We start from the raw sequence: 12,354 nt of genomic DNA on the forward strand, positions 1-12,354 counted from the left end.
GGCGCTGGAATCTACGCGTACCCGCATCGAGGAGACCTATACATGTGTTCCGCCCAGGCCCCGGATCTACCCGCTGAAGGGCAGATCAGGGCGCTTCGTCCGTTCCGCTTCGCAGCTGGCGGTGAGGGCAACGCCGAGGAGGGTGGGGCGCGCAAGTTCATCAAGCTGGCGCAGCTGGCCGAGGAGCTCGGCTACGACAGCTTCATGATCCCCGATCACCTCGGCAATCAGGTCGGCCCGATAGCGGCGCTCGGCGCGCTCGCGGTGGCAACGGAGAAGATCCGTCTGGGCACCGCAGTTCTTGCGAACGGGTTCCGCCATCCGGCGATTCTCGCCAAGGACGCCGCGACCATCGACGTTCTCTCGGGTGGTCGCCTCGAGCTCGGGTTGGGGGCAGGCTGGATGCGGGACGAGTACGACAAGGCCGGCATCACGTACGACCGACCTGGCGTCCGTATCGAGAAGCTCGAGGAGAGCCTTCAGATTCTCGATACTTTACTTCGCGGCAAAGAGTGCAATTTCGAGGGCAAGCACTTCAAGATCACTGGCTTGAAGGGCAGTCCACGGCCACGTCAGGGACCGAGACCGCCGATCTGTGTCGGCGGCGGTGGTCCCCGCATGTTGGCGCTGGCCGCAAAGTATGCCGACATCATCTCGGTCGTGCCGAGTTCGACGAAGGACGGCAAGCTCCGTCTGTCGGGCATGACGTTGGAGAAGACGATCGAACGAGTCGAGCTCATCCGTGAGGCAGCCGGAGAGCGCTTCGACGAGATCGAACTGAACTGGGCGATCACGACCATCGTGGTCACGGACGATCGTGAGCAGATGGCCGAGATGGCGTTGGCTGCTCTCGACAACGGATATCCGCCGAACGTCGACGTGGACGTGAAACTGAGCATCGAGGATATTTTGACCTCGCCGTACCTCGCATTCGGAACGTACGAGGAAATTGCCGATCAAATCCGTAACGTTCGTGCGAAAACAACGATGTCCTATGTCGGGGTTTTCCCCACACAGATGGAAGCGTTCGCACCGGTCATCGAGTTGCTGAAGGGTGAGTGACCGGACGTTCGATACTCGAATGGCGGGGCCGGCAGGCCCGGCCTTTCAGAGAGCTACCAGCTAGTAATATTTCACGCTGTACTGCGTTTGCGTGAGTCGAGAAGAAATGTCGGGGCGCGGGCCGTTGCCCGATCGTGCAGAAGCAGCGGATTCCGCGGAGGAGAAGCGAACACATGAGCCATACATTCGATGAATACATCGATGAGAACGGCCACATCGTCATCGGCGAGGGTAAAACTCTCGTCCGACATGTCGAGGTGAACGTCGCAAAGAATGCCGACACACTGGCATATCGATTCATGGACTATTCGACCGAACGCGACGGTGAAGCTCACGAGCTCACCTGGGCGCAGTTCGGACGTCGTCTACGCGCCGTGGCCGCTCGTCTGCAGCAGGTCACCTCTCCCGGCGACCGTGTCGCAATTTTGGCGCCGCAGGGGCTCGACTACGTCATCGCATTCTTCGCAGCCATCTACGCGGGGACCATTGCGGTTCCGCTCTTCGACCCGGACGAGCCGGGGCACTCCGACCGACTGCATTCGGTGCTCGGCGACTGTGAGCCGACGGCCATTCTCACGGCAACCCAGTCCGCAGCAGGGGTTCGAGCCTTCTTCCGAGGATTGCCCGCTGCACAGCGTCCGCGCATCATCGCCGTCGACGCCATCCCCGACAGTGTCGGCGAGACCTGGGTCGAGCCGAACGCCAAGCTCGACGACATCGCCTACCTGCAGTACACCTCGGGTTCGACCCGTACCCCGGCAGGCGTCGAGATCACCCACCGCGCGGTCGGCGTCAACGCCCTGCAAATGGTGGACAGCATGGGGATCACCGTGGATTCACGTGGTGTCACCTGGCTGCCGATGTTCCACGACATGGGCTTGCTGACGGTCATCCTGCCCGCCCTCGGCGGCCGGTACATCACCATCATGAGTCCGCGTGCGTTCGTGCAGCGCCCATGGCGCTGGATCAAGGAACTCGCCGCGGTCGCCGACGGCGCAGGCACGTTTGCGGCCGCTCCCAACTTCGCCTTCGAGCATGCCGCGCAGCGTGGATTGCCGAAGAACGGCGAGCCGCTCGATCTGTCCAACGTCATCGGCCTCATCAACGGCAGCGAGCCGGTCACCACCTCGTCGATGAAGAAGTTCAACGACGCGTTCGGTCCGTACGGCCTCCCTAAGACGGCAATCAAGCCGTCGTACGGCATGGCCGAGGCCACACTGTTCGTCTCCACCACCAACAACCTCGACGAGGCCAAGGTCTTGTACGTCGACCGGGTGGAGCTCAACGCGGGTAACTTCGTCGTCGTCGATCAGGATGCGGTCGGTGCCATTCCGCAGGTTTCCACCGGTGAGGTTGCCCGAAGCCAGTGGGCAGCCATCGTGAACTGCGATACCGCGAGCGAGGTCGCCGACGATCACGTCGGTGAGATCTGGCTGCACGGAGAGAACATCGGCGTGGGCTATTGGGGCCGCGAGCAGGAGTCCATCGAGACTTTCCACAACAAGCTCGTCAGTCGCATTCCAGATGGATCGCATGCCGAGGGTGCAGCCGACGACGCCAAGTGGATGCGTACCGGCGACTACGGCGTCTACCACGGCGGCGAGCTCTACATCACCGGTCGCGTCAAGGACCTCGTGATCGTCGACGGAAGAAATCACTACCCCCAGGACATCGAATTCTCCGCGCAGGAGGCCAGCAAGGCATTGCGTCCAGGATTCGTGGCGGCATTCTCGGTTCCACTGAACCAGCTGCCCGACGTCGTGTTCGAGTTCAGCGGCTCTGCCCTGACCAAGGACCCCGACGACAGCTCGGAGCAGCTCGTCATCGTTGCCGAGCGCGCGCCCGGTTCCGGCAAGGCCGACCCGGCGCCGATCGCTGACGTGGTTCGTACCGCGATTTCCACCCGCCACGGTGTGACGGTTCGTGACGTGCTTCTCGTGCCTGCCGGTTCCATTCCGCGGACTTCGAGCGGCAAGATTGCTCGACGCGCATGCAAAGCCGCTTACATCGAGGGCACCTTGCGCGGCGGCTACCAGCAGAACGCTTTTCCCGACGTGGAACAACCGGACTGAGTGTCGTCCCGACGTTCTTCGAAGACCACCTTTTCCAATGGACAGGTAGCTTGGTGAGTTGATGGCAAACCATGAGATCGATGCCGAACGAGTGACAGACAGCTCTGGGGCGGAAATGACCGTGTCGCAGCTGCGTGAGTGGCTGCGCAATTGGGTCGCCGAGGCCACGGGACAGCCGGTCGCTCAAATTTCCGACGATCGGCCGATGGAAGAGTTCGGTCTCGCCTCTCGCGATGCCGTCGCACTCAGCGGTGATATCGAGGAACTCATGGGTGTCACGCTGACCGCTACGGTCGCGTATCAACATCCGACGATCGCGTCGCTGGCCACCCGCATCATCGAGGGCGAGCCCGATGTTCCCGACGAGGCCGCCGACGACGCGTATTACCTCCAGGCTAAGGGCCCAGGTTCTTCGCACGACATCGCCATCGTCGGCGTCTCGACGCGTTTCCCGGGCGCAGGGCACACGCCCGAAGAGATGTGGACGATGCTCAGTGAGGGCCGCGACGGCATCACCGACCTCCCCGAGGGGCGGTGGCAGGAGTTCACCTCCGATCCGGTCATCAAAGCAGCTGTCGACGCGACTGTGACCAAGGGCGGCTACCTCGACGACGTCAAGACGTTCGACGCGGAGTTCTTCGCGATGTCGCCCAACGAGGTCGTCAATGTCGATCCTCAGCAACGGTTGGCACTGGAGCTCACCTGGGAAGCCCTCGAGCATGCCCGTATCCCGGCCAGTTCGGTCAAGGGTTCGCAGGTCGGCGTCTTCATCGGTAGCTCGTCCAACGACTACCAGTTGCTCGCCGTCAGTGACCCGGCAGTTCACCCGTACGCACTGACCGGTACCTCGACGGCCATCGTTGCGAACCGAGTGTCGTACTTCTACGACTTCCGTGGACCGTCCATCGCGGTGGACACCGCGTGCTCGTCCGCACTCGTGGCTGTGCACCAGGCCGTTCGCAGTTTGCGCGACGGCGAATCCGATCTCGCTGTCGCCGGTGGCGTCAACATGTTGCTGGCACCGCCGATCACCGTCGGCTTCGGCCAGACGGGCGTTCTGGCGCCGGACGGCAAGATCAAGGCCTTCTCCTCTGACGCCAACGGCATGATCCGATCCGAGGGTGGCGGTCTCGTCGTGCTCAAGCGGGTCGAGGACGCCGAGCGCGACGGAGACGACATTCTCGCGGTCATCGCCGGTTCGGCGATCAATTCGGACGGTCGCTCCAACGGGCTTCTCGCGCCGAGTCCCGACGCTCAGGCGGACGCTCTTCGCTTCGCCTACCGTGATGCCGGCATCAACCCGTCCGGCGTCGACTACATCGAGGCCCACGGCACTGGCACCATTCTCGGCGATCCCATCGAGGCGGACGCGCTCGGACGCGTCGTCGGCCGGGGTCGTAGCGAGGACAAGCCTGCTTTGCTCGGTTCGGCGAAGACGAACTTCGGTCACCTCGAATCCGCTGCGGGTGCAGCAGGTTTGATCAAAGTCGTGCTCGCGCTACAGCACAACCGGTTGCCTGCTTCGCTGAACTACGCGGGCCCCAACCCTTACATCGACTTCGACAAGGCGCATCTGAAGGTCGTGTCCGAGGGAGCCGAGTGGCCGCGATACACCGGCAAGGCCGTCGCCGGTATCTCCGGTTTCGGTTTCGGCGGCACCAACGCGCACGTCGTGGTCACCGAATACGTCAAGGCTGTTCCAGAAGCTGACGGCACGGAAGACGCACCGGCGGAAGCTGATACGCACCCGCCGGTATCGAACGTCGAGACCACCGACCCGGTTGCCGAAGCCGAGCAGATTCTCGAGGAATCCGTTCCGCAGACCGTCGTGCTGGCAGTCTCGGCCGCACTGCCCTCCAGGCGTAAGCGCACGGCCTCGGAACTGGCCGACTGGCTCGAGACCGAAGCGGGAAGCATCACTCCGCTCGCCGATGTCGGACGGGCACTGGCCAAACGGAACCACGGTCGTTCTCGTGCAGTCGTTCTCGCGTCGACGCACGCAGAAGCCATCACCGGACTGCGTGCCATCGCGTCCGGTAAGCCAGGGCAGGGCGTGTTCTCCGCAGACTCGCCTGCGTCCAATGGGGCAGTCTGGGTGTTCTCCGGGTTCGGTTCACAGCATCGCAAGATGGCAAATGCGCTGTACCGCAACAACGCGACGTTCGCCGCCGCGGTGGACGACGTCGACGAACTGCTGCTCGACGAGGCCGGTTACTCCATCAAGGAGATCATTCTCGACGACTCGCAGAACTACGAGTTCGAGAACTCGCAGGTCGCCATCTTCGTCATTCAGGTTGCATTGGCGGCAACGCTGCGTGCCCATGGCGCCGAGCCCTCTGCCGTCATCGGACATTCGATGGGTGAGGTCGCTGCGGCATACGTCGTGGGCGGGCTGAACCTCGAAGACGCGGTTCGCATCATCTACGCGCGCTCACGTCTGCTCGCGGAAGGCCAGGAAGGTCTCGGTGCGGCGTCCCAGGGTGCGATGGCGCTCGTGGAATACACGCCCGAAGAGGTCACTGCGCTCACCGATCAGTTCCCCGACGTCGAGCCGTGCGTCTATGCGGCTCCGACGCATACGACGGTCGGCGGACCACGCGGTCAGGTGGAGGCACTCGTCGAGATGGCCGAGGCCGCCGGCAAAATGGCCCGCATACTCGATGTGAAGGGTGCAGGTCATACCGCTGCAGTCGACCCACTCCTCGGTGAACTGGCGGCGGAGTTGGCAGGCATCGAGCCCGGAAAACTTCGTGCCGGTGTCTACTCCTCGGTCGACAAGCAGACGCACTACCGCGCCGGCCACGAGCCGATCCACGGTGTGGAGTACTGGACCAAGGGCATGCGAAACCCGGTCTACTTCACCCAGGCAGTCAACGTCGCAGTCGGCGACGGTCACACCACATTCGTCGAGTTGGCTCCGAATCCCGTCGCGCTGATGTCGATTGCGGCGACGGCATGGGCTGCCGGAGTTGCTGATTCGACGTTGATCCCGACGCTCAAGCGCAAGGAAGACGAGTCCGAGACATTCCTCGCCGCGCTCGCTCAACTGTACGTTCACGGTCATTCCCTCGACCTGACGACGCTGTTCGACGATGGCGACTACGCGGCTATCCCGCGTACTTCCTACCTGCGTAAGGAGTTCTGGCTCGATTCTCGAGTCAACTCGAGCGGCAACTCCCACGTCCCCGGTTCCCGGGTTGCGCTGCCGGACGGTCGGCACGTGTGGGAGGTGCAGGCCTCGGCTCTCGGAAGTTTCGACGAACTGGTGAAGGCGGCAGCGTCGCAAGTTCTTTCGAGCGTCGAACTCGGATATTCGGTGTCACACGCGGCAGTCCCCAAGATTGGAACCGTCGTCACGGCAGTGACTTCACACCTCGGTGGCGCGTCCGTTCAGGTGCACGCCCATCAGGGATCTGCGTTCACTCTGCTGCACGAGGCCGTCGTTACCTCCGGAGATCCGCTACCGGAACCCGTTGTGGCTGTGGCGCAGTCGTCTACCTCGCCGATGGAAGAGCTACCGGAGGTCGTCGAGACGTTCGGTGATCGCTGGGACGCGAACGGTAACCAGAAGCTCGAAGACCGGTTGGCGATCATCGTCGCCGAGTCGATGGGTTACGCCCCCGAAGACCTTCCGCCGGAGGTGCCGCTGATCGAACTCGGGCTCGACTCGCTGAGTGCGGTGCGCATCAAGAACCGCGTCGAATACGAGTTCGACATTCCTACCGTGCAATTGCAGGCAGTGCGCGATGCCAACCTGCTCGAGGTCGAGAAGTACCTGCGTTACGCGCTGGAGAATCGTGAAGAGGTTGCCGCCCTCGCCGAGCAACAGGCCGCGGAGAAGGAAGCGGAGGCTCGCGACTCGGTCTCCCCGGCCGCGCCCGTCGAAGCCGCTCCCGACACGACTCCTGCTGTAGCGCAGACCGATTCGATGTCGGACCTGGGCGGCAAAGAAGGGTTCGCCGAGGCTGCAGGCTCCGATGTTCCGCCCCGCGACAATGCCGAGCGGATGACGTTCGCGACGTGGGCCGTGGTGACGAAGGAGTCCGCCAAGGGCATCTTCAACACATTGCCGATCCTCGACGACGAGGTGGCCGAAAAACTGGCTGCCCGATTGAGCGAGCGGGCCGGCGGCGAAGTCACTTTCGACGACGTCCTCGACTCGGAGACCATCGAGCAGCTGGCCGAGAAGGTGCGCCCACACCTCGAGGGCGGCGAAATCGACGGAGTGGTACGCAATTTGCGCGCCCGCCCCGAAGGTTCCACGGCCACACCAGTGTTCGCATTCCACTCGGCGGGCAGCTCCACTGTCGCCTACGAGCCGCTGCTTCGGAAGCTTCCCGCAGGTACCCCGATGTACGGTCTCGAACGCGTCGAAGGCCCGATCTCCGTGCGAGCTGCAGAATATGTGCCGCTGATCCGTGCAATCCAGCCGGAAGGTCCCTACGTATTCGTCGGATGGTCGCTCGGCGGCATCCTTGCGTACGAAGTTGCCAGGCAAATGGAGGAACAGGGCATCGAAGTGGCCTACATCGGGCTGCTCGACACGGTGATGCCAGGAACCGAAATTCCGGACACTCGCGACGAGGTGCGCAAGCGCTGGGAGCGGTACGCGGCCTTCGCCAAGAAGACCTACGACGTCGACTACCCGATCCCGTACGACAAGCTGGTCGAAGCCGACGACGAGGGCCAGATCCGCATCATCACCGATCTCGTCAAGCTCAGCGGTGCGAAGATCCCCGGCGGCATCATCGAACATCAGCGCACGTCCTGGTTGGACAACCGTGCCATCCAGACAGCGGAACTGAAGCCGTACGGCGGACCGGTGACGCTGTACATGGCCGACAAGTACCACGACGATGCCATCGCCTTGGAGCCCGCCTATGCCACCCGTGAAGCCCACGGTGGGTGGGGGCCGGTTGTGAAGAACCTCGAGATCGTCGAGATCGGAGGCGATCACCTTGCGATCGTCGACGAGCCGTACATTGGCAGAATCGCGGCACACATGACGAAGAAGCTCGAAGAAATCGAGTCAGGAGCTAAGCCTTGAGTGGTACCACCGCCGAAAAGTTGGCCGATCTGCGTGCCAACCTCGAACTCGCCAAAGAGCCGGCGGGTGAGATAGGCATCGCCAAGCGGGCGAAGAAGGGCATCCCGAGCGCTCGACAACGCGTGGACTCGCTACTGGACCCGGGCAGCTTCATCGAGATCGGTGCACTGGTCAAGGCTCCGAACGATCCCACCGCGCTGTACAGCGATGGAGTGGTCACCGGGCACGGCACCATCGACGGGCGGCCGGTTGCCGTGTTCTCGCACGATCAGACTGTCTTCGGTGGCACCGTCGGCGAGATGTTCGGTCGCAAGGTAGCGGGCATCATGGACTTCGCGATCAAGGTCGGTTGCCCGGTCATCGGAATCAACGACTCCGGCGGCGCGCGCGTGCAGGATGCCGTCACCTCACTCGCCTGGTACGCCGAGCTCGGCCGTCGGCACGAGCCGTTGTCCGGCATGTGCCCGCAGGTATCGATCATCCTCGGCAAGTGTGCAGGCGGCGCCGTCTACGCACCCATCAATACCGATGTCGTCGTCGCCACCGAAGAGGCGTACATGTTCGTCACCGGGCCGGACGTCATCAAGTCCGTCACCGGAGAGGACGTCAGCCTCGACGAACTCGGAAGTGCGCGCAAGCAGGCCGAATACGGCAACGTCCACCACGTTGCCGTAGACGAAGAAGCAGCTTTCGCCTGGGTACGTAACTACCTGAGCTACATGCCGTCGAGCTGCCAGGAAAACCCGCCCGTAGTCAATCCGGGCATCGAGCCCGAGATCACCGAGTCGGACCTGCTACTCGACAAGGTCATGCCCGACGCCGACAACGCCGGCTACGACATGCACGACATCATCCTTCGCATGTTCGACGACGGCGAATTTCACGAGATGTCCACGGGCATCGCCCCGAACGTCATCACTGGACTCACCCGGGTCGATGGTAAGTCGGTCGGTGTCGTCGCCAATCAGCCGATGTTCCTGTCCGGAGCACTCGACGCCGATGGCTCGGACAAAGCGGCACGCTTCATTCGGATCTGCGACGCGTACAACATCCCGCTCGTCTTCATTGTCGACACCCCAGGCTTCCTGCCCGGCGTCGATCAAGAGAAGGTCGGCGTCATCAAGCGTGGCGGACGATTCCTGTTCTCCTACATCGAAGCTTCGGTTCCCAAGATCACCGTCGTGGTTCGCAAAGCCTACGGCGGAGGTTACGCAGTCATGGGCTGCAAGCAACTGGGGGCCGACATCAACTTCGCCTGGCCCACCGGCCGCATCGCAGTCATGGGCGCAGAGGGTGCCGTCAACATCATCGGCCGCAAGCAACTCGCCGCGGCAGGAGACAACGCCCCGGCAGTACGAGCGCAGCTCATCAACTTCTACAACGAGCACGTCGCAACACCATGGGTCGCAGCCGAACGCGGTTACATCGATGCCGTCATCGAACCGTCCCAGACACGCCTCGAACTCCGCAAAGCACTCAAGCTGCTCGAGAACAAAGAGGTGTTCAAGAACCCGCGGAAGCATCACCTGCTTCCGATCTGATTTTTCGCTGGGTCGCGCCTACTGGGTCGCTCCGCACTTTTCGCTTGAATGGTCCATTCATACGATCAGATAGCTTGTGTGCGCCATTCATGCTTGCACGATGTGCGCGATGTGCGCGATGTGCACGGGTGGGCGCGGTCGGGTGCGGTTGTGGTGTCCGCACTTTTCGCTTGAATGGTCCATTCATACGATCAGATAGCTTGTGTGCGCCATTCATGCTTGCGCGATGTGCACGGGTGGGCGCGGTCGGGCAAGTGCACGAGCGTAGCCGGCACGAAGGTCGTCCAGTACCCCGGATGGATCGTCTCTGATCTGCTTCGGCAGGTGCGCCACGATGATGATTCCGATACGTTCCATTTCCGCTCGACGTTTCAGAGTCTTGGCGTGGTCGGCTGGGCTCAGATGATGGGCGAACGAGTCTATCTGCCAACCGAACCCGACCGAATCCATCCAGCCGTCGGGTCGTCCGAGAAATCTGCCGTCAGCGTCGAGAATGTCGCGGTTGTGGACCATTTTCGGAAGGCCAGAGGTGATGTAGAGCCTCTGAGCCTGAACCTCGGCAACGGAATGCGCATCGTCGGCAAGTTCGCTCGCCGCTGCCCAACCGACGGCGCCGTAACGACGGGGGCCATCCCTGAGCTCGCGTACTATTTCGTCGAGATCGACCGCACCGCGTTGGATAGCTTCCGCGAACAGGCGAGTGCAGGCGCCGGTATTGCGCAATGCGCGCGCAGTGTCGACGAGCGCACGCGGTAGCGGGGCAACGGCCAAGCGGCCACGATGCAGAGGTTCCGGTAGGCGGTGCGTCCGCTCCACACGTACGAACGCCGACGATGCTCGACGCATTGTCGCCGGAACGAGGATGTGGACGTCGCCCCCGACTCGGTCGAACCCGTGCTGCATGACGGCTGCACCACCGGTGAGCATGCATTGTCCGCCGCCGTAGAGCAAAGCGGCAGATTGTTGTTGTAGAAGGGTGGGACTTCCGTTGTGCAACAGAATGATGCCCGGCAGTATTCGACGCCATTTGCCGCCGCTGGCAGTTCGCAGAGTAATTGATCCGTCCGACACTCCGCATTGTCGAAGTGCCCGACGGGTGATGACGCCATGGAGTGATGCCCCGTCCAGGATGTACCGGTTCGTTGCCCAGCTACCGCGTTTCATGGAGGGAAGCTTGCAGGGTTCGGCGACAGTCGAACTCCCTGCGACCAGGGGAGACGGGAAACGTGTTGACGCAGGCCTGGACTGTGGACAACTCGCCGAAATCGCCGAGGCGAGGCGGCTGAATGTCAGTGCCCTGCGCTATATGCCGTGCGCCGACGCGACATAGCCGGGGTTCTCGGCCAACCACCCGTCGCGCACTGCTTGAATGGCGCCCCGAAGCTATCTGGGCAATCTCAAGTGGTCGTTGCAACACAGCTCCTGACCTGAGGAGATGTCGAGCAGATGCCACGACGTGTTGTCCCGAATCGCGCAGAAGTAGTCGCTAAGTTCCATGCCATGCGAGATTCGGGTGCTTCAGTGATCCACGCGTCGGCCGCTGCCGGCGTCAGCCGCACCACCGGCAAGCGGTGGATAGATCAGAAGGCAGGAATCGTCCGCGGGGCCAAACGGGTCCGGCCCGAACCCAGCGGACGATTCCTCTCGCAAGCCGAACGAGAGGAAATCGCGATCGGCACCGCGATGGGACTAACCCAGACCGATATCGCCGACCTGATCGGACGTCACAAGTCCGTCGTCTCCCGCGAACTCAAACGCAACACCAACCTTGGCGGCACCTACCGATCAGTGTCCGCACACCAGCGAGCGGACACACGCGCCCGCCGACCCAAGGCCGCGAAACTCGCCGACCGCAACAGTGAGCTCCGCACAGAAGTCGTCCGCAGACTCCGCAAAAAGTGGTCACCACAACAGATCTCGGCGACACTGAAGATCGACTACCCCGATCGACCGGAGATGCACGTGTCGCACGAAACGATCTACAACGCCATCTACGTCCAAGCCAAAGGCGAACTCAAAGCCGAAGTCGCCGATGCACTACGGACCGGGCGGGCGCATCGCCGCAAACACGGCCGGGTACCCAGCAACGCTCATCACATCCCCGACAAAACGCTGATCTCCGAACGACCCGACGACGTCGAAGACCGCACAGTACCCGGGCACTGGGAAGGCGACCTGATCCTCGGTGCCGGCAACAAATCGGCGATCGGCACCCTCGTCGAGCGCACGTCACGGTTCACCATGCTGCTCCACCTGCCGCACTCGCACAATCTCGACGCCGTCCGAGACGCGATGATCGAGGCAATCCGGTCGATGCCTGCGGTACTCAAACAGTCGGTGACCTGGGATCAAGGTCTCGAAATGCGTCGGCATGCAGAAATCACTATGGCCACCGACATGGCAATCTACTTCTGCGACCCCCACAGTCCCTGGCAGCGCGGAACGAACGAAAACACCAACGGACTCCTGCGGCAATACTTCAAAAAAGGCACCGACCTGTCCGTGCACACCGCCGAACGACTCCAAGCGGTCGCCGCTGAACTCAACGACCGCCCCCGGAAAACACTAGGCTGGAAATCACCAGCAAAAGTGATCAACGAGTTAGTCGTTGCAACAACCACTTGAAACCGCC

General features: G+C 62.5%; 6 protein-coding genes. 5 read left to right on the plus strand and 1 reads right to left on the minus strand.

The features are described 5' to 3' along the window. Positions 1-42: 42 nt before the first annotated feature. The 4 genes from BJI47_RS03970 to BJI47_RS03985 all read left to right on the plus strand — a co-directional run bounded on the left by BJI47_RS03970 (position 43) and on the right by BJI47_RS03985 (position 9,722). Positions 43-1,062, plus strand: a complete 1,020-nt coding sequence (locus BJI47_RS03970) for an LLM class F420-dependent oxidoreductase (protein WP_088942502.1) — start codon at positions 43-45, stop codon at positions 1,060-1,062. A 173-nt stretch (positions 1,063-1,235) separates the two neighbouring features. Further along, a complete protein-coding gene (gene fadD32, locus BJI47_RS03975; RefSeq protein ID WP_088942518.1) occupies positions 1,236-3,134 on the plus strand; it encodes a long-chain-fatty-acid--AMP ligase FadD32 in 1,899 nt (632 codons plus the stop codon). Positions 3,135-3,249: 115 nt separating this feature from the next. Further along, the gene (gene pks13 / locus BJI47_RS03980) at positions 3,250-8,181 is read left to right on the plus strand and encodes a polyketide synthase Pks13 (RefSeq protein WP_088942503.1); all 4,932 of its coding nucleotides are present in this window, start codon (positions 3,250-3,252) and stop codon (positions 8,179-8,181) included. Then, a complete protein-coding gene (locus BJI47_RS03985; RefSeq protein ID WP_088942504.1) occupies positions 8,178-9,722 on the plus strand; it encodes an acyl-CoA carboxylase subunit beta in 1,545 nt (514 codons plus the stop codon). The genes pks13 and BJI47_RS03985 overlap by 4 nt, the downstream gene beginning before the upstream one ends. Before the next feature lie 213 nt (positions 9,723-9,935). Here the strand turns inward: BJI47_RS03985 and BJI47_RS03990 are convergent, their stop codons facing one another. Then, positions 9,936-10,886 (minus strand): hypothetical protein, encoded by a 951-nt coding sequence (locus tag BJI47_RS03990; protein WP_125458654.1) that lies wholly within the window; start codon positions 10,884-10,886, stop codon positions 9,936-9,938. 282 nt (positions 10,887-11,168) lie between these two features. Here BJI47_RS03990 and BJI47_RS03995 point away from each other — a divergent pair, with 282 nt between their 5' ends. Beyond that, positions 11,169-12,347, plus strand: a complete 1,179-nt coding sequence (locus BJI47_RS03995) for an IS30 family transposase (RefSeq protein WP_217808487.1) — start codon at positions 11,169-11,171, stop codon at positions 12,345-12,347. The last annotated feature ends 7 nt before the right edge of the window (positions 12,348-12,354 follow it).

It is taken from the genome of Rhodococcus sp. 1168, assembly GCF_002091955.1.
Taxonomy (GTDB): domain Bacteria; phylum Actinomycetota; class Actinomycetes; order Mycobacteriales; family Mycobacteriaceae; genus Rhodococcoides.